Below are 16713 nucleotides of genomic sequence, written 5' to 3' on the forward strand. Positions count from 1 at the left end.
CGGTACGGAGAGTTTGTTTACAAAAGGGGATATCCCACGCGTCATCCGCCATGAAGTGCCATCCTTTACAGCGGTCCGACACCGTTGCTGTTGACGCCTTTTCGCGTTGCTCCAGGTGTAGGGAGCGGCGCGTCATGAGGAGGGGTTTCCCGTGCTGGAAGCTGGCGTGGACAAGAGTGTCGTAGGGACCGCTTCGCAGCCGTCGGGGGGCACCGGGGCCGCAGCGCCTACCGGCGACCTCGACCTCGATCTGGTCACGGTGCCGGCCCGGCAGGGCCTGGAGGCGGTGGACATCCTCCGGCTGCGGGACGGGGTCGGCCCGGTCCTGCACGACGGTGCGTGCGACACCCTCGGATTCCTGGTGCCGCCGGGCACGGCCGCCGGCTGGGACCTGCCGGGCAGTGCCTGCACCCAGACGTATGGCGGCGGGCGGGAGAGCGGCCCGCGGGACGCGGACGCGCCGCCGGTCGCGGGCACGGGCTGGCTGGTCCCCCCGGATGGCGCGTTCGGCGCGGCCACCGACCCCGCGGTGCTGCGCGCCGCGCTCGGCGAGGCGGCCCGTACGATCGAGGCCGTCGACCGCTGCCGCTGAGCGCACCTCCCCGGGCCCGCCCCGGCCCCGCCGGGGATACTGGCCGGATGGCGAGGAACAGACGGACGCGGGTGGCAGCGGAGCCGGTGACGGCGGAGGTGACCGGCGGCCGGGCCGAGCTGCGGCCCGACCGGGACCGGCCGCGCGGCTGGACGCTGCTGATCGACGGTGCCCCGCAGTCCTTCGTGGACCTCGACGACCCGGCGCACCTGGACTTCGCCTACCAGCGGCGGCTGGGCCATGTCGCCGATCTCGCGGCCCCGCCCGGCAAGCCGCTGCGCGTCCTGCACCTCGGGGGCGGCGCGCTCACCCTGGCGCGCTACGTCGCGGCGACCCGGCCCCGCTCCACGCAGCAGGTCGTGGAGATCGACGCGCCCCTCGTGCAGTTCGTCAGGGAACAGCTGCCGCTGGACTCCGGTGCCCGTATCAAGGTGCGCGGCGGCGACGCCCGCGCCGGGCTCGCCAAGGTCCCGGACGGCTGGGCCGACCTGATCATCGCCGACGTGTTCAGCGGCGCCCGCACGCCCGCCCATCTGACCAGCACGGAGTTCGTCACTGAGGCGGCGCGGGCGCTGGCCCCCGGGGGCTGGTACGCGACCAACCTCGCGGACGGCCCGCCGCTGGCCTTCGTCCGGTCCCAGATCGCCACCGTCGGCGCGGTCTTCGGTGAGCTGTGCCTGACCGCGGCGCCGCCCGTGCTGCGCGGCAAGCGCTTCGGGAACGCCGTACTGCTGGCGGCGGACGGGGCGCTGCCGGTCGCCGAGCTGACCCGGCGGGCCGCCACCGACCCGGAGTCCGGGCGGGTGGAACACGGCCCCGCGCTGCGGGACTTCGCCGGGGGCGCGGCCCCGGTCACGGACGCCACCGCGGTCGCCTCACCCGCACCGCCGCCGGGCACGTTCGACTGAGGGCGGCAGGCCCCGCGGGGGCGGGCGCTACCGGGCGTGGTTGTCCGTCGTGACGATCGGCGGGTGGCCGTTCCAGGCGCAGATGACCGAGGTGCGGTCGTTGCCGCGGGTGAAGTCGACCCGGAGCCAGCCGTCCTGTTTCCAGACCTGCATCTGCCAGCCGGCCCCCGGGGTCGCCGAGACCAGCTCCGCGTACGAGGACCGCACGTCCAGCACGACGCGGCCGCCGTCGGTGCGGTAGCCCCTGACCGTGCCGGCGCCCTCGTCCGGCGCGGGCGTGCTCGGCTCGGTGGTGGAACGGCTCGGCGCCGGGCTGCTCGGGGGCGTCGCCGGCACTTCCGGCCGGGCGGTCTTACGGGTGGGGGAGGGCGAGGGGGTGCCGGAGGGCTTGGGGCGGTGGGTGGAGGACACGCGGGGCGTGGCGCTGCTCTCGCCGTCGGGCTGCACTCCGGGCGCATCGTCGGAGAGCGGGAGCGCGCGCGGCGGGTCGTACGCCGTACCGGAGACCACGGTGTGCACGCCGAACCACGACAGCGTGACCGCGGCGCCGGTCGCCAGCGTCCAGGCCGCCGCGTGAACCAGTCCTCGTCGCACCCGGGCCATATTGCACCACCCCGGTGCCGGGTACGAGGCCGAGCCGGCGCTCGCACGGGAACGGAGCCGCACTGCGTACCGGACCGGGCCGCACTTCGTACGGAACGGACAGCGACCGTCAATGGCCGGTCAAGAAGCACACTCGAATGGCGTACGGTGCCGTCCCATGGCACGTGTGCTCGTGGTCGAGGACGACCAGTTCGTCCGCTCGGCCCTCATCCGGCATCTGTCCGACGCCGCCCACACCGTGCGCAGCGTCGGCACCGCCCTGGAGGCGCTGCGCGAAGTGGCGCAGGTCGGCTTCGACGTGGTCGTCCTCGACCTCGGCCTGCCCGACCTGGACGGCCGCGAGGCGCTGAAGATGCTGCGCGGGATCACCGACGTCCCCGTGATCGTCGCCACGGCGCGCGACGACGAGGCCGAGATCGTCCGGCTGCTCAACGACGGCGCGGACGACTACCTCACCAAGCCGTTCTCCGTGGAGCACCTGTCCGCGCGGATGGCCGCCGTACTGCGCCGGGCCCGCGCCCAGGGGCCCGGCGGCGGGCCGCCCTCCCGGGTCCTCCGGGTCGGCGGCCTGACCGTCGACCCGCTGCGCCGCCAGGCCGAGCTGGACGGCGTGCCGCTGGACCTCACCCGCCGCGAGTTCGACCTGCTGGCCTTCCTGGCCGGGCGGCCCGGCGTGGTCGTGGCCCGCAAGGAACTCCTCGCCGAGGTGTGGCAGCAGTCCTACGGCGACGACCAGACCATCGACGTCCACCTGTCCTGGCTGCGCCGCAAGCTCGGCGAGACCGCCGCCAGCCCCCGCTACCTGCACACCCTGCGCGGCGTTGGCGTCAAGCTGGAGCCCCCGCGGTGAGCGCCGCGGGCAGACCCGGAGCCGGCGGGGGAGCGGCGGCATGAGGTGGGCGCTGGTCAAGGTCGCCCTCGCCGTCACGGCCATGGTGGTGATCGCCTTCGCCGTCCCCCTCGGCCTGGTCGTCAAGGAACTGGCCCGGGACCGCGCGTTCGCCAACGCCGAGCGGCAGGCAGCGGCCATCGGCCCCGTGCTGGCCATCACCACCGACCGCGCCGAGCTGACCCGCGCCGTGGCCAGCGCCGAGACCGGGCCCGGCGGCCAGCTCGGCGTGCACGTACCGGCGACAGGCCGGGGCGGCGCGCCCGCGGTGATCGGCGCGGGCCGGGCGAAGGACGCGGACGTGGCGCGCGCGGCCCGGTACGGCCGGGCGTCCGTGGCCGCCGTCCGGGGCGGCTCCTCGCTGCTCCAGCCCACCGCCGTGGCCTCCGGCACCGCCGTCGTCGAGGTCTTCGTGCCCGAGCAGGCGGTGACCAACGGGGTGGCGACCTCCTGGGTGCTGCTCGCCGGCGTCGGGCTCGCCCTGATCGTCGGGTCGGTCGCGGTGGCCGACCGGCTGGGTACGCGGATGGTGCGGCCCGCCGAGCGGCTGGCGGGCGCCGCGCTCGACCTCGGCGACGGAAAGCTCGGCGTACGGGTCCTGGAGGACGGCCCGAAGGAGCTGCGCTCCGCGGCCGTGGCCTTCAACTCCATGGCCGACCAGGTCGTCCAGCTGCTGGCCAACGAACGCGAGCTGGCCGCCGACCTCAGCCACCGCCTCCGCACTCCGCTGACCGTGCTGCGGCTCAACGCGGCCTCGCTCGGCGAGGGCCCGGCCGCCGAGCACACCAGGGCCGCCGTCGCCCAGCTGGAGCGCGAGGTCGACCAGATCATCCGGACCGCGCGCGAGCAGCAGGCGCTGACCCAGCCCGCGGCAGCGGTGGCCGGGTGCGACGCGGCCGAGGTGATCCGGGAGCGGATGGGGTTCTGGTCGGCGCTCGCGGAGGACGAGGGGCGCACCGTACGGGTCGCGGGCGCGGACCGGCCGGTACGCGTCCCGGTGGCGCGCCCCGAGCTGGCCGCCGCGCTGGACGCGCTGCTCGGCAACGTCTTCCGGCACACGCCCGAGGGCACCGCCTTCGCGGTGGACGTGCACAACGCCGAGGACGCGGTGATCGTCCTGGTGTCGGACGCCGGCCCGGGAATCGCCGACCCGGCGGCGGCGCTGCGCCGCGGTCACGGGGGCGGCGGCGACGGCTCGACCGGGCTCGGCCTGGACATCGTCCGCCGGCTCGCGGAGTCCACCGGCGGCGACGTCCGCATCGGCCGCTCCGTCCTGGGCGGTACCGAGGTACGCGTCTGGCTCGCCCTGGACGGCCGGCGCGGCCCCCGGACGGGCCGCCGCCACCGGGCGCGCCGCCGGCTGGGCCGGCTCCGCCGGCGCACCCTCGCGGCGTCGCGCCGGGCCCGCGCTTAACCGGTCCCTTTCGGTTCCTTAAGCGGGCCATAAGTCCGCCGACCGGCGTGGCTTACCTGCCGATTGTCCGTTTCCCGGTAGCTAGCGTGCGGGACGTCACCCCCCAGCAGGACACGTCACCCCCCACGACGGCCACCCCCCACAAAAACGACAGGCAGGCACCAGATGACTTCTCCGGCACACCGCCGCCGTACGAGCCGCACCGCCAAGCTGATCGGCGCCGGCACCGCCGCGGCGCTCGCGGTCGGCGGCGGGTTCGTCGTCGCCGGCGCGGCCCGGGCGAGCAAGGCCGGGCCGGCCGAACAGGCGGCGGCGAAGGGCGCGTTCGCCCCGTACGCCGACACCTCGCTCAGCCCCGCGTACGACCTCGTGGGCACGGCCGAGAAGACCGGCGTCAAGACCTTCAACCTCGCCTTCGTCACCTCCGGCGGCGGCTGCGACCCCAAGTGGGGCGGCAGCGGCGCCCTGGACAGCGACCCGGTCGCCCAGCAGATACCGAAGCTGCGCGCCCAAGGCGGCGACGTACGCGTCTCGTTCGGCGGCGCGGCGGGCTCCGAGCTGGGCCTAGCCTGCACGTCGGCGGACGAACTGGCCGCCGCGTACGGCAAGGTCGTCGACGCGTACGACCTGAAGAAGGCCGACTTCGACATCGAGGGCGGCGCGCTCCCGGACACCGCGGCCAACACCCGCCGCGCCCAGGCCATCGCGCAGCTCCAGAAGGACCACCCGGACCTGGACGTCTCCTTCACCCTCCCCGTCATGCCCGAGGGCCTGACGCAGGACGGCGTGAACCTCCTCGCGGACGCCGAGAAGAACGGCGTCAAGATCTCCGCCGTCAACATCATGGCCATGGACTACGGCGCCTCCTACGACGGCGACATGGGCAAGTACGCGATCCAGGCCGCCACAGCCACCCAGAAGCAGGTCAAGGACGCGCTCGGGCTGAGCGAGGCGGACGCCTGGAAGGCGGTCGCGGTGACCCCGATGATCGGCGTCAACGACGTGGCGACCGAGATCTTCACCCTCGACGACGCCAAGGAGCTGGCGGACTTCGCCGCCACCAAGCACCTCGCGTGGCTGTCGATGTGGTCCGGCACCCGCGACAAGGCCTGCGAGGGCGGCTCGTCCGGCACGGCCCAGCCGACCTGCAGCTCCATCGACCAGCAGCCGCTGGACTTCACCAAGGCCCTCGGCGCGTACCAGGGCTGACCCCGGAACCACCCCCCACACCCCCCACACCAGCGGGGCGCAGCGGATCCCCACCCCCCCCACGGCCGCTGCGTCCCGCTCCTCCGCTTGCGCCGTACCGCGCCGACCTGACGCCGCTTTCCGCCATTGCGTCGCGTTCCGCTGTGTAATGGCGGGAAACATTCGCGGCCGGGAGTCCGGAGGCAGCCATGGCAGCGGCAGGGCGCGGTGGTCGGCGCGGCGGACGCCCCACCCTCGAAGAGGTGGCGGCGCGGGCCGGCGTCGGCCGGGGCACCGTGTCCCGGGTGGTCAACGGCTCGCCCCGGGTGAGCCCGCGCACCCGCGCCGTGGTCGAGCGGGCCATCGCCGAGCTGGGGTACGTGCCGCACGGCGCGGCCCGCGCGCTGGCCGCCGACCGGACCGACGCGGTCGCGCTGGTCATCCCCGAGCCCGAGACCCGGCTGTTCGCCGAGCCGTACTTCTCCGGCATCGTCCGCGGCGTCGGCGCCGGGCTCGCCGACACCGATCTCCAGCTGCTGCTGATCCTCGTCCGTACGCCTAAGGAGCGCGAGCGGCTGGGCCAGTACCTCGCCGCGCACCGCGTGGACGGCGTGCTGCTGGTCTCCGTGCACCAGGACGACCCGCTGCCCGACCTGCTGTCGCGGCTGGAGCTGCCCGCGGTGCTCAGCGGCCGCCGTTCGGCGCGGGAGACCGTGCCGTACGTCGACTCCGACAACGCCGGCGGGGCGCGCGCCGCCGTCCGGCACCTCCTGGAGCGCGGCCGGCGGGTGGTCGCCACGGTCGCCGGGCCACCGGACATGTACGCCGCGCAGTGCAGGCTGGCCGGCTACCGCGAGGCGCTGGCCGACGCCGGGCACGGCGCGGACGAGGCGCTGATCGTCCCGGCGGACTTCACCGAGGACGGCGGGCGGCGGGCGATGGCCGCGCTGCTGGACCGCCGGCCGGACGTGGACGCGGTCTTCGCTGCCTCGGACGTGATGGCGGCGGGCGCGCTGGCCGTACTGCGGGAACGCGGCCGGCGGGTGCCGGCCGACGTGGCGCTGGTCGGGTTCGACGACTCGGCCGTCGCCCGCCATCTGGACCCGCCGCTGACCAGCGTGCGGCAGCCGATCGAGGAGATGGGCCGGGCGATGGCGCGGGTGCTCGTCGAGGAGCTCGGCGAACGCTCCCGGGAGCGCCCGCAGCTCGTCCTGCCGACGGAGCTGGTGGTGCGGGAGTCCTCGTAACGGGCGCTCAGGCCGTTCCGCCGCGTACGCCCTCCCGGAAGGCGATCGGCGTGCTCCCCGTCCGATGCAGGAAGAACTTGCTGAAGTTCGTCGCGTCCTCGAAGCCGAGGCGGCGGGCGATCCCGGCCGCCGGCTGGTCGCCGTGCGCGAGGAGCCGCTTGGCCTCCAGCACCACCCGGCGGTCGATGAACTCCTTCGCCCCGACACCGGCGGCGGCCTCCGTCGCGCGGGAGAGGGTGCGCGGCGAATAGCCCAGCGCCCGGGCGTAGTCGGCGACCCGGCGGCTGGCCGCGAAGTCCCGCTCGACGGCGTCCCGGAACCGCAGGAACGTCGCGGTCGCCGCGCAGTCGGCGGCGTCGTCCGCCGGGTCCCGCACCAGGTGCGCCGCGCGCAGCACCAGGACCGAGAGCAGGTGCCGCAGCACGTCCAGGTGCGCCTCCAGCGGCAGCCCGCACAGCGCGCCGAACTCGCGGTGCAGATGGTCCAGGGCGGCCCGCGCCGCCGCCCCGGCCGCCTCGTCCGGACGGCGTACGGCCGGGCCGTACCAGTCCTCCAGCCGGGCAGCGGCAGCCGTCGCCGGATCCAGGAAGCCCGACTCGAAGAGCACCAGGACGCCCTCGGCCGCCGTCAGGTCGCCGAAGTGCTGGACCTGGCCCGGCCGTACCCACAGCCAGTCGCCCGGCTCCAGCCGGTACTCGCGGAAGTCGGCGGTGTGGGAGAGCCGGCCCGCGTCCAGCGCGAGGAGGTGGTGGAAGCCGGGGCGGTGCGGCACGGCCAGCGTGCAGACGTCGGCGCGGGCGCGCAGCTCGGCGAGCGTCATGACCTCCACGCCGGTGGGCCGCCCGGCGGGCGCCGAGAACGGGACCTCCGGGATGTCCTCCGGACGCTGATCAGCATGCATGTCGCATTCTCACCATGGCTCGTCTCACTCCTACCCCGGTATTCCCTGTTTCTGGCTCTAGCGTAGAAGACGCCGCCACAAGCGTTGACGGAAAACGGAAACCAGCTCACCGGAGGAACCCCATGTCCAAGATCGCCCTCTTCGGCGCCAACGGCACCATCGGCAGCCGCGTCCTCGACGAGGCCCTGGAGCGCGGCCACGAGGTCACCGCGGTCGTCCGGGACCCGGCAAAGCTCACCCGGACCCACCCGAACCTCACCGTGACCACCGGTGACGTCCTGGACCCCGGCTCCGTGGCCGCGGCCGCAGCGGGCCAGGACGTACTGATCAGCGCGGTCGGCGGCGGCGACGGCCCGGGCCATGTCGCCACCATCAAGCCCTCCGCCGAATCCCTGGTGGCCGGACTGCGGAAGCTGGGCGACGGGGCGCCGCGGCTGATCGCGGTCGGCGGCGCCGGCTCGCTGCGCACGCCCGACGGCACGCAGGTCTGGGACGCCGAAGGGCTGCCGGAGTTCCTGCTGCAGATCATGCACGCGCACGGCGACGCACTGGACTTCTACCGCACCGTCACCGACGTGCGCTGGACCAACCTCAGCCCGGCGGCCCTGATCGAGCCCGGCACCCGCACCGGCAGCTACCGCACCGCCGTCGACGACCTCGTCACCGACGCGGACGGCACCAGCCGGATCTCCACCGAGGACTACGCCGTCGCCCTTCTGGACGAGCTGGAGGCGCCCCGCCACACCGGTGAGCGCTTCACGGTCGGCTACTGACGGGCCGGGTCCCGAACTCCCGGGGCAGGAAAAACGAGTGAGGGCCCCGGACGCCAAAGCGTCCGGGGCCCTCACTCGTTGGGGTGAGTAACGGGACTTGAACCCGCGACATCCTGGACCACAACCAGGTGCTCTACCAGCTGAGCTATACCCACCATGACCGGTGCTGTGTGGTGTCTTGTTCCCCACCGGCTGAAGAAAAGTGTACAGGGTCCGAAGGGGTGCTCGCTCCCGGTTTCCCCCCTGGCCGGGAGCGAGCTGCGTCACTGTCCGCCGGCGCGCTCCGCCGCGGGGGTCTCCGCGGGCAGGACGTGCTTGGCGGCGATCGCCTTGGCGGTGTCGGAGTCCGGCCCCGGCTGCGGCACGAAGACCGCCTCCCGGTAGTACCGCAGCTCCGCGATCGACTCACGGATGTCGGCGAGCGCCCGGTGGTTGCCGTTCTTCTCCGGGCTGTTGAAGTACGCCCTCGGGTACCAGCGCCGCGCCAGCTCCTTCACCGACGAGACATCGACGATCCGGTAGTGGAGGTAGTCCTCCAGCTCCGGCATGTCGCGCAGCAGGAAGCCGCGGTCGGTACCGACGGAGTTGCCGCACAGCGGGGCCTTGCCCGGCTCCGGTACGTGACTCCTGATGTAGTCCATGACCTGCCGCTCGGCGTCGGCGAGGGTCGTCCCGCCGTCCAGCTCCGCGAGCAGTCCCGAGGTGGTGTGCATGTCACGCACCACCTCGGGCATGGTCTCCAGGGCCTCGGCGGGGGGACGGATCACAATGTCCACCCCCTCGCCCAGGATGTTCAGCTCCGAGTCGGTGACCAGCGCGGCCACCTCGATGAGCGCGTCGTTCGCCAGCGAGAGCCCCGTCATCTCGCAGTCGATCCACACCATGCGATCGTTCATGCGTCTCACCCTACGGGGCGCTCCCGCTGGCCGGGCAGCACCGGGCGTCCGGTGGAGCGGCCGACGGCGGGCTCCCCGAGCCGGGTCGCGTACGCGTCCGACTCCGGTTTGCCCGGTTCATGAACGCCCAGTGAACCCCCTTGTCCCGGCACCTGGGCGTGCGCCCCGAAGCGCTCGGCCGCCGGGGTCCCCGTGCGGTCCAGGCGCTCCGGCCGGTCGGACGGCCGGCCCGTGGCCCCTGGTGGCTCCGCGGCGCCGTTCTGTGGCCGCCGGGCGCGGTAGGCCGCCCGGTAGGCCGCGGGGGAGGAGCCCAGCTGCCGCCGGAAGTGACCACGCAGCGCGACGGGGGAGCGGAAGCCGCAGCGGCCCGCCACCTCGTCCACCGAGTAGTCCGACGTCTCCAGCAGCCGCTGTGCCTGCAGCACACGCTGAGTGATCAGCCACTGCAGGGGAGCGCTCCCAGTGAGTGAGCGGAACCGGCGGTCGAACGTCCGGCGGCTCATGTAAGCGCGCGCGGCGAGCGTCTCCACGTCGAACTGCTCGTGGAGGTGCTCCAGCGCCCAGGCGACGACCTCGGCCAGCGGGTCGGCGCCGATCTCCTCAGGTAATGACCTGTCGAGGTAACGCTGGTGCCCCAGCTCCGACGCCGTGCGCCGGGGCGGCACGACCAGCCGGCGGGCGAGCGCGTTGGCCGCGTCGGCGCCGTGGTCGGTCCGCACTATGTGGAGGCACAGGTCGATTCCTGCAGCCGTGCCCGCCGACGTCAGCACATCGCCGTCGTCGACGAACAGTTCGCGTGGATCGACATGGACGGACGGATAACGCTTCGCGAGCGTCGGTGCGTACATCCAGTGGGTGGTCGCCGGACGGCCGTCCAGCAGCCCTGCGGCCGCCAGCACGAACGCGCCCGTGCACAGCCCGACGATGCGGGCCCCTTCTTCGTGCGCGCGCCGGAGTGCGTCCAGCGCGGCTGGTGGTGGCGCCTGGGTGATCGAACGCCAGGCGGGTACCACGACGGTACCTGCCCTGGAGATCGCTTCCAGTCCGTATGGAGCGGAAAGCTCCAGTCCGCCGGTCGTGCGCAAAGGCGCATCTTCGCCCGCGCACACAAGCAAGCGGTACCTCGGCACGCCCGCGTCCTGTCGGTCGATGCCGAATACGGAGAGCGGAATGGAGCTCTCGAAAATGGGGCCGCCACTGAAGAGGAGCACCGCGACTACTTCGCGGCGTCGTCGGGCGGCGAGCTTGCGTGCGGCATCTGGTACGGCAGCGGAGTCCTGGCTCATGGCACTAAGCCCCCCTCGGTCGTCTCGCCCTCTCGGTCCTGCACTGTTCCCCCGCCGTGATTGCCAAGATCGAATCTACTGTGTCCCGTGAGGATGGAGTGCCAAGTTCACCACCTGCTGGTAAGTCGATATGGCAACTTGGCGCGAAGCATTCGATCACGAAGCGTTCCACTCGTGGGCTCCGCTGGGAAGTACGCCTCACGCGCCTGCCCGTCCGTCGCGGGGTACAACCACGCCGTGCGGTCCCTCCCGTCCAGTTCAAAGGCCGGTTGGGGGTCGCTTTTGCCAAGGGATGTGCCGGGGGTCGAAGTTGGCTGAAAAGGGTCGCGGGTGCCCGCGCGAGCACCCCCGCACTCGCGCGTGAGCGCCTCAATCCCCCGGCGTGCGCCCCCCGCCGTGGCGCCCGCCCCGGTGCGCCCCCAGGCCCGTCCTGCCGTGCCGTCCGCGGTGCACGGAGGCCCGCTCGACGGCCAGCCGGGCGGCGGTCCGCTCGGACTGCCGCAGCAGCGCCCGGCAGGCGCACGTGACCGCCGTGAGCCCGATGGCGGCGCCGGCCGCCCCGCCGAGCGACGAACCGCACACGAGGAGGACAAGCGGAACCAGTGCGCAGCTGAACGAGGCCCAGCGGACCACATCGCTCACCGGGTCCACGGGCGGGTGAGGCGTACCGGGCAAGGGGGTCTCCTTCCGAGTGATCCGCACCGACCGCGCGGGACCACTGGAACAACGCCGGTGGCCACGGGGAGTCACCGCGAGGCGTTCGGACGGAGCAGAGGGGGCCGTACCGGAGCTGGGACCTCCGTATCGGACCCGCGGCCTCCGTATGAACGCGCTGGAGGCCATTGCCAACGGCGCGACGCTCCGGCATGCTCCGGGGAACGTTCGGGGGCGCTGTCCGGTCAAAAGGGACAAGCGCCGTTTACGGAGACTCTGGGCAGGGGAGGAGTGGCGCCGTACTCTTGGGGTAAGGGGTTGGGAAGATGATTCCCGGCCGTATTGTTCGGCATTGAACCATCGCCGTCGCCCCGCTCTCCGCCCAGTTCAGTCAACTGCCCGAACAAGTCAATCGCCGTTCCCCTCCGCCTCTGGGTACGAGGGCTCCCCTTCGCCGAGACACTCATGGCCGGTCACGAATTCCCCGAACCCGCGGACCGCAAGCAGGTCGCCGATCCGATGGCGGACCTCGAAGCGGCGGAACAGTCACACCACTCCTGCGACCCCGCCTTCCAGCACGGTGTGGTGGTCGGCTTCGACGGCTCGGTCTCCAGCGAGCGCGCCCTGGCCTACGCCATCGGCATGGCCCGGCGCTCGGGCTCCGGGCTGATCATCGTCCACGTCGCCAACCGGCTCCCCACGACCGTCTGGGCAGGCTGCGAGCCGCCCGTCTTCGTGGACGTCCCCGATCACCGCACGGAGGTCCTGGGGCTGGAGCTGGCGTGCGCCGATCATCTCGCCGAGCTTTCCTGGATCCTGGTCGAGCGGGGCGGCGACATCTGCCACGAACTGGAGGAGGTCGGCCGTGAGTACGCGGCCGACGCCATCGTGGTCGGCTCCACGCACGGCATCGTCGGGCGGATCTTCGGGTCGGTCGCCGGACGGCTCGCGCGCCGCGCGCAGCGACCGGTGATCGTCGTGCCGTGACGGCGGCCCGCCCGTCCACACCGTACGTATTCGGCCTCGTACTCCCGTCCACTCCGTGACGTCGGTACGGCGTGACGAGACGTCACACCCCGGCAGTAGTCGACAAATCTACTGACTCGTAGAGGTGGGTTGTGCGCTTGTGAGGGGTACAAGCCCTTCACACAGCGTGCTGCCGCCCGGGTGTGACGGTTCCCGGGAAGGCGGCATCACTGCCGGCGTTAGGGCGACGCCGGCACCGTGAGGTGGACCCCCGGCTCGTATGGTGGCGCGACCGGAGGTCCACCTCACTCACGTCGGAGTTACTCCACCGTCACCGACTTCGCCAGGTTGCGGGGCTTGTCGATGTCACGGCCGAGGGTCAAGGCCGTGTGGTACGCGAGGAGTTGGAGCGGGATGCCCATGAGGATGGGGTCGAGCTCGGGCTCGTTCTTCGGGACCACGATCGTGTGGTCAGCCTTCTCCTGCTCCGCGTGCGCGACCGCGAGGATGCGGCCGCTGCGGGCCTTGATCTCCTCCATCGCCGCGCGGTTCTTCTCCAGCAGGTCGTCGTCGGGGACGATCGCCACGGTCGGCATCGCCGGCTCGATGAGCGCCAGCGGGCCGTGCTTCAGCTCGGAGGCCGGGTACGCCTCGGCGTGGATGTAGGAGACCTCCTTGAGCTTCAGGGAGGCCTCGCGCGCCACCGGGTAGCCGCGGACGCGGCCGATGAACATCATCGACTTCGCATCCGCATACAGTTCGGCGAGCTTCTTGATCTCGGCTTCGTTCTCCAGGATCTCGGTGATCTGCTCGGGCAGCCGGCGCAGGCCGTCGATGATCCGCTTGCCGTCCGCCACGGACAGGTCGCGGATGCGGCCCAGGTGCAGCGCGAGCAGCGCGAAGGAGACCACCATGTTGGTGAAGCACTTGGTGGAGACCACGCAGACCTCCGGCCCGGCGTGCACGTAGATGCCGCCGTCGGTCTCCCGGGCGATCGCCGAGCCGACCACGTTCACCAGGCCCAGCACCCGCGCGCCCTTGCGCTTCAGCTCCTGGACGGCGGCGAGCACGTCGTAGGTCTCACCGGACTGCGAGACCGCGACGTAGAGCGTGTCGGGGTCCACGACCGGGTTGCGGTAGCGGAACTCGGAGGCCGGCTCGGCGTCCGAGGGGATGCGCGCCAGCTCCTCGATCATCTGCGCGCCGATCTGGCCCGCGTGGTACGAGGTGCCGCAGCCCAGGATCTTGACCCGGCGGACGCCGCGCGCCTCGCGCGCGTCCAGGTTCAGGCCGCCCAGGTGCACGGTGGAGAAGCGGTCGTCGATCCGGCCGCGCAGCGCGCGGTCCACCGCGTCCGCCTGCTCGGAGATCTCCTTGTGCATGTAGGTGTCGTGCGCGCCCATGTCGTAGGACTCGGCGGCGTACTCGACGGTCTCCGGGGAGGAGGTCGTCCGCGAGCCCTCGGTGGTGTACGTGCGGTAGTCGTCGGCCTTGAGCGTGGCCATCTCACCGTCGTCGAGGGTGACGACCTGGCGGGTGTGCGAGACGAGGGCGGCGACGTCGGAGGAGACGAACATCTCCTTCTCGCCGATGCCCAGCACGACGGGCGAGCCGTTGCGGGCGACGACGATGCGGTCGGCGAAGTCGGCGTGCAGCACGGCGATGCCGTACGTGCCCTCGATGTGCCGCAGCGCCTCGCGGACCTTCTCCTCCAGCGTGCCGGCCTCGGAGCGGCCGATGAGGTGCGCGAGGACCTCGGTGTCGGTCTCGGAGGCGAACTCCACGCCCTCGGCGGTGAGCCGGGCGCGCAGGTCGGCGGCGTTGTCGATGATGCCGTTGTGGACGAGCGCGACCTTGCCCTCGGCGTCGACGTGCGGGTGGGCGTTCTCGTCGTTGGGCGCGCCGTGGGTGGCCCAGCGGGTGTGGGCGATGCCGGTGGTGCCGGCGAACCGCTTCGGCAGCCGCGACTCCAGCTCCCGCACGCGGCCCTTGGCCTTGGCGGTCTTCAGCCCGCCGGTCTTGCCGGAGGCGTGGATGGCGATGCCGGCGGAGTCGTAACCCCGGTACTCCAGGCGCTGCAGACCCTCCAGGAGCAGCGGAGCGACATCACGCTTTCCGATATATCCGACGATTCCGCACATGGGTGGACCCTCCCTGATCGATGGTTCGTGGTGCTCCGCTGCTTCAGCCGTAGACGAGGCGGCGCAGCTGACGTATCGACAGCTCGGGCGGGGCCACGGCGCGGTGCGGCAGCTCGTGGGCGATCCGCTCGAAGATCGCGTCGTTGCGCAGGCCCTGGCCCTGCAGTTCGCGGTGTCTGCGGCGTACGAACACCTCGGTCGTCTCGTCGAAGTACGCGAGGACGTCCTGGATCACCCGGACCGCCTCGCCGCGCTGCAGCGGCGTACTGCGTACCAGGTGTTCCACCAGGTCCTCGTGGGACGGACGACGATCGAGCACCCATCGATACTGCGGTGCCGGGCGCGCTTTCGCAAGAAATCTGCCCGATATCGGGCAGGCGTGTCGCCGAGCCGCCCGGACCGACCGAAGGAGAAATGGTCTACACCTTGACCCTCGGTGGGGCGCACGGTACGCAAGGTGAGCGTTCGGTTGCTCCATGCCCCGCACGAAGCTCGCCGAAGGGATCACCCGTGTCACTCGTGAGACCGCACCGATTGTTCTGTTCCCTCCTCCTGGTGGCCGCGGCCGGCCTCGGCACGGCGGGCGCGGCGCCCGCCGCCGCACGGCCCGCCACCGGACCCGTGCCCCTGGACCGCGTCGTCCCCGCCCCGGTCTCGGTCCGCCCGGCCCCGGGCACGCATCGCCTCACGGACCGGACCGCCATCCGGATCCCCGGGGCCACCGGCGAGACGAAGCGGGTCGCCGAGTACCTGGCGGGGGTGCTGCGGCCGTCGACCGGCTATGCGCTCCCCGTCACCGCGCGGGGCGGCGACGGCATCGTCCTCCGGCTCGCGTCCAGGGCGCCCGAGGTGCGGAAGCTCGGCGCCGAAGGCTATCGGCTCACCGTCACGGGCCGCGCCGTCACCCTCACCGCGGCACGCGCGGCCGGCCTCTTCCACGGCGTCCAGACGCTGCGTCAGCTGCTGCCCCCGGCGGCGGAGCGGCGCACGGCACAGTCCGGGCCCTGGACGATCGCCGCCGGGACGATCACCGACACCCCGCGCTACGAGTACCGCAGCGCGATGCTCGACGTCTCCCGCCACTTCTTCTCCGTGGACAAGGTCAAGCGCTACATCGACCAGCTCGCGCTCTACAAGATCAACAAGCTGCATCTGCACCTCTCCGACGACCAGGGCTGGCGCATCGCGATCGACTCCTGGCCCCGGCTGACCACCTACGGCGGCTCCACCCAGGTCGGCGGCGGCCCCGGCGGCTTCTACACCAAGGCCGACTACAAGGAGATCGTCCGGTACGCGCAGAGCCGCTACCTGACCGTCGTCCCCGAGATCGACATGCCGGGCCACACCAATGCGGCCCTCGCCTCGTACGCCGAGCTGAACTGCGACGGCGTCGCCCCGCCGCTCTACACCGGAACCGAGGTCGGCTTCAGCTCCTTCTGCGTGCCGAAGCAGGTGACGTACGACTTCGTGGACGACGTGATCCGCGAGCTGGCGGCGATGACGCCCGGCCCGTATCTCCACATCGGCGGCGACGAGGCGCACTCCACCAGCCACGAGGACTACGTCACCTTCATGAACAAGGTGCAGCCGGTGGTCGCGAAGTACGGCAAGACGGTGATCGCCTGGCACCAGCTGACCGGCGCGACGCCGGTGAAGGGCGCGGTGGCGCAGTACTGGGGCTACGACGCGACGAGTGCCGCGGAGAAGGCGCAGGTAACGGACGCCGCGAAGAAGGGCACGAGGCTGATCCTCTCGCCGGCCGACCGGTCCTACCTGGACATGCAGTACAACAAGGACACCCCGTACGGGCTGCACTGGGCCGGGTACGTGCCGGCCGAACGCTCCTACGACTGGGACCCGGGCGACTACCTGACGGGCGCGCCCGCGGACTCCGTCCTCGGTGTGGAGGCCCCGATGTGGACCGAGACGCTCTCCGAGAGCGACCAGGTCGAGTTCATGGCCTTCCCGAGGCTGCCGGGCATCGCGGAGCTGGGCTGGTCCCCGGCGAGCACGCACGACTGGGAGAACTACAAGGAGCGCGTCGCCGCGCAGGCCCCGCGCTGGGAGGCGATGGGCATCGACTACTACCGCTCACCGCAGATCCCCTGGCCGGCGAAGTGAGCCGGTGACCGAGCGGGGGGGGGGCCCCCCCCCGCCCCCCCCCGGGGGGGGGGGAACCCCCCCCCCCCCCCCCCCCCAAAGCGCTGGGCCGAGCGGGTGGCCGCCCCCATCACCCCGGTCTTTGTGTCGGGCCC

The 16713-nt window shown here is 72.6% G+C and carries 15 protein-coding genes, 1 tRNA gene and 1 pseudogene; 9 read left to right on the forward strand and 8 right to left on the reverse strand.

Annotated features, from left to right (window positions below; genetic code table 11):
- Positions 1 to 151: 151 nt before the first annotated feature.
- Together ACIGQF_RS18665 and ACIGQF_RS18670 are read left to right on the forward strand one after the other, a co-directional pair.
- Positions 152 to 592, forward strand: coding sequence for a hypothetical protein (locus ACIGQF_RS18665; RefSeq protein WP_399711284.1), 441 nt, complete (start codon positions 152 to 154; stop codon positions 590 to 592).
- A 47-nt stretch (positions 593 to 639) separates the two neighbouring features.
- Positions 640 to 1500 (forward strand): spermidine synthase, encoded by an 861-nt coding sequence (locus tag ACIGQF_RS18670; protein ID WP_399711286.1) that lies wholly within the window; start codon positions 640 to 642, stop codon positions 1498 to 1500.
- Positions 1501 to 1527: 27 nt separating this feature from the next.
- Here ACIGQF_RS18670 and ACIGQF_RS18675 read toward each other — a convergent pair whose 3' ends face one another.
- Complete coding sequence (locus ACIGQF_RS18675; protein ID WP_399711288.1) at positions 1528 to 2103, reverse strand: hypothetical protein; 576 nt, start codon at positions 2101 to 2103, stop codon at positions 1528 to 1530.
- Between the two features lie 157 nt (positions 2104 to 2260).
- On the opposite strand from ACIGQF_RS18675, the gene ACIGQF_RS18680 reads away from it, so the two are divergent.
- The 4 genes and pseudogenes from ACIGQF_RS18680 (at position 2261) to ACIGQF_RS18695 (ending at position 6841) form a co-directional block, all read left to right on the forward strand.
- Positions 2261 to 2953 carry a response regulator transcription factor gene (locus ACIGQF_RS18680; RefSeq protein WP_399711290.1) on the forward strand — a complete coding sequence of 231 codons (693 nt, stop codon included), beginning with the start codon at positions 2261 to 2263 and terminating at the stop codon, positions 2951 to 2953.
- Positions 2954 to 2993: 40 nt separating this feature from the next.
- Positions 2994 to 4406 (forward strand): ATP-binding protein, encoded by a 1413-nt coding sequence (locus tag ACIGQF_RS18685; RefSeq protein WP_399711292.1) that lies wholly within the window; start codon positions 2994 to 2996, stop codon positions 4404 to 4406.
- 318 nt (positions 4407 to 4724) lie between these two features.
- Positions 4725 to 5615: pseudogene (locus ACIGQF_RS18690) on the forward strand (chitinase); the annotation flags it as partial.
- A gap of 188 nt (positions 5616 to 5803) precedes the next feature.
- The gene (locus tag ACIGQF_RS18695; protein ID WP_399711295.1) at positions 5804 to 6841 is read left to right on the forward strand and encodes a LacI family DNA-binding transcriptional regulator; all 1038 of its coding nucleotides are present in this window, start codon (positions 5804 to 5806) and stop codon (positions 6839 to 6841) included.
- 7 nt (positions 6842 to 6848) lie between these two features.
- Here ACIGQF_RS18695 and ACIGQF_RS18700 read toward each other — a convergent pair whose 3' ends face one another.
- Complete coding sequence (locus ACIGQF_RS18700; protein ID WP_399711297.1) at positions 6849 to 7742, reverse strand: helix-turn-helix domain-containing protein; 894 nt, start codon at positions 7740 to 7742, stop codon at positions 6849 to 6851.
- A gap of 122 nt (positions 7743 to 7864) precedes the next feature.
- Between ACIGQF_RS18700 and ACIGQF_RS18705 the strand changes: the two genes are divergently transcribed.
- On the forward strand, positions 7865 to 8515 hold the full coding sequence (locus ACIGQF_RS18705) for an NAD(P)-dependent oxidoreductase (RefSeq protein ID WP_399711299.1): 651 nt from the start codon (positions 7865 to 7867) through the stop codon (positions 8513 to 8515).
- A gap of 79 nt (positions 8516 to 8594) precedes the next feature.
- Here ACIGQF_RS18705 and ACIGQF_RS18710 read toward each other — a convergent pair.
- The 4 genes from ACIGQF_RS18710 to ACIGQF_RS18725 form a co-directional block, all read right to left on the reverse strand.
- A tRNA-His gene (locus tag ACIGQF_RS18710) sits at positions 8595 to 8670 on the reverse strand.
- Positions 8671 to 8778: 108 nt separating this feature from the next.
- Positions 8779 to 9411 carry an oligoribonuclease gene (gene orn / locus ACIGQF_RS18715; RefSeq protein ID WP_361562800.1) on the reverse strand — a complete coding sequence of 211 codons (633 nt, stop codon included), beginning with the start codon at positions 9409 to 9411 and terminating at the stop codon, positions 8779 to 8781.
- A gap of 5 nt (positions 9412 to 9416) precedes the next feature.
- Positions 9417 to 10697 (reverse strand): GlxA family transcriptional regulator, encoded by a 1281-nt coding sequence (locus ACIGQF_RS18720; protein ID WP_399711302.1) that lies wholly within the window; start codon positions 10695 to 10697, stop codon positions 9417 to 9419.
- 369 nt (positions 10698 to 11066) lie between these two features.
- Entirely contained in the window at positions 11067 to 11372 is a 306-nt protein-coding gene (locus ACIGQF_RS18725) for a hypothetical protein (protein WP_399711304.1), read from the reverse strand.
- A gap of 444 nt (positions 11373 to 11816) precedes the next feature.
- On the opposite strand from ACIGQF_RS18725, the gene ACIGQF_RS18730 reads away from it, so the two are divergent.
- Entirely contained in the window at positions 11817 to 12338 is a 522-nt protein-coding gene (locus tag ACIGQF_RS18730; protein WP_361562806.1) for a universal stress protein, read from the forward strand.
- A 299-nt stretch (positions 12339 to 12637) separates the two neighbouring features.
- Here ACIGQF_RS18730 and glmS read toward each other — a convergent pair whose 3' ends face one another.
- Both glmS and ACIGQF_RS18740 read right to left on the reverse strand, forming a co-directional pair.
- A complete protein-coding gene (gene glmS / locus ACIGQF_RS18735) occupies positions 12638 to 14458 on the reverse strand; it encodes a glutamine--fructose-6-phosphate transaminase (isomerizing) (protein WP_399711307.1) in 1821 nt (606 codons plus the stop codon).
- 43 nt (positions 14459 to 14501) lie between these two features.
- A complete protein-coding gene (locus ACIGQF_RS18740) occupies positions 14502 to 14777 on the reverse strand; it encodes a hypothetical protein (protein ID WP_052867002.1) in 276 nt (91 codons plus the stop codon).
- 200 nt (positions 14778 to 14977) lie between these two features.
- Between ACIGQF_RS18740 and ACIGQF_RS18745 the strand changes: the two genes are divergently transcribed.
- Positions 14978 to 16579: a beta-N-acetylhexosaminidase gene (locus tag ACIGQF_RS18745; protein WP_399711674.1), complete on the forward strand. Its 1602-nt coding sequence runs from the start codon at positions 14978 to 14980 to the stop codon at positions 16577 to 16579.
- Positions 16580 to 16713: the final 134 nt, after the last annotated feature.

The organism is Streptomyces sp. NPDC053560 (assembly GCF_044544605.1).
Lineage (GTDB): Bacteria > Actinomycetota > Actinomycetes > Streptomycetales > Streptomycetaceae > Streptomyces.

What these genes read in the sequence shown, in the direction of transcription:
- ACIGQF_RS18670 (WP_399711286.1), top strand. Translation starts at nt 640, where the DNA reads ATGGCGAGGAACAGACGGACGCGGGTGGCAGCGGAGCCGGTGACGGCG.
- ACIGQF_RS18675 (WP_399711288.1), bottom strand. Translation starts at nt 2,103, where the DNA reads ATGGCCCGGGTGCGACGAGGACTGGTTCACGCGGCGGCCTGGACGCTG.
- ACIGQF_RS18680 (WP_399711290.1), top strand. Translation starts at nt 2,261, where the DNA reads ATGGCACGTGTGCTCGTGGTCGAGGACGACCAGTTCGTCCGCTCGGCC.
- ACIGQF_RS18685 (WP_399711292.1), top strand. Translation starts at nt 2,994, where the DNA reads ATGAGGTGGGCGCTGGTCAAGGTCGCCCTCGCCGTCACGGCCATGGTG.
- ACIGQF_RS18695 (WP_399711295.1), top strand. Translation starts at nt 5,804, where the DNA reads ATGGCAGCGGCAGGGCGCGGTGGTCGGCGCGGCGGACGCCCCACCCTC.
- ACIGQF_RS18700 (WP_399711297.1), bottom strand. Translation starts at nt 7,742, where the DNA reads ATGCATGCTGATCAGCGTCCGGAGGACATCCCGGAGGTCCCGTTCTCG.
- ACIGQF_RS18705 (WP_399711299.1), top strand. Translation starts at nt 7,865, where the DNA reads ATGTCCAAGATCGCCCTCTTCGGCGCCAACGGCACCATCGGCAGCCGC.
- orn (WP_361562800.1), bottom strand. Translation starts at nt 9,411, where the DNA reads ATGAACGATCGCATGGTGTGGATCGACTGCGAGATGACGGGGCTCTCG.
- ACIGQF_RS18720 (WP_399711302.1), bottom strand. Translation starts at nt 10,697, where the DNA reads ATGAGCCAGGACTCCGCTGCCGTACCAGATGCCGCACGCAAGCTCGCC.
- ACIGQF_RS18730 (WP_361562806.1), top strand. Translation starts at nt 11,817, where the DNA reads ATGGCCGGTCACGAATTCCCCGAACCCGCGGACCGCAAGCAGGTCGCC.
- glmS (WP_399711307.1), bottom strand. Translation starts at nt 14,458, where the DNA reads ATGTGCGGAATCGTCGGATATATCGGAAAGCGTGATGTCGCTCCGCTG.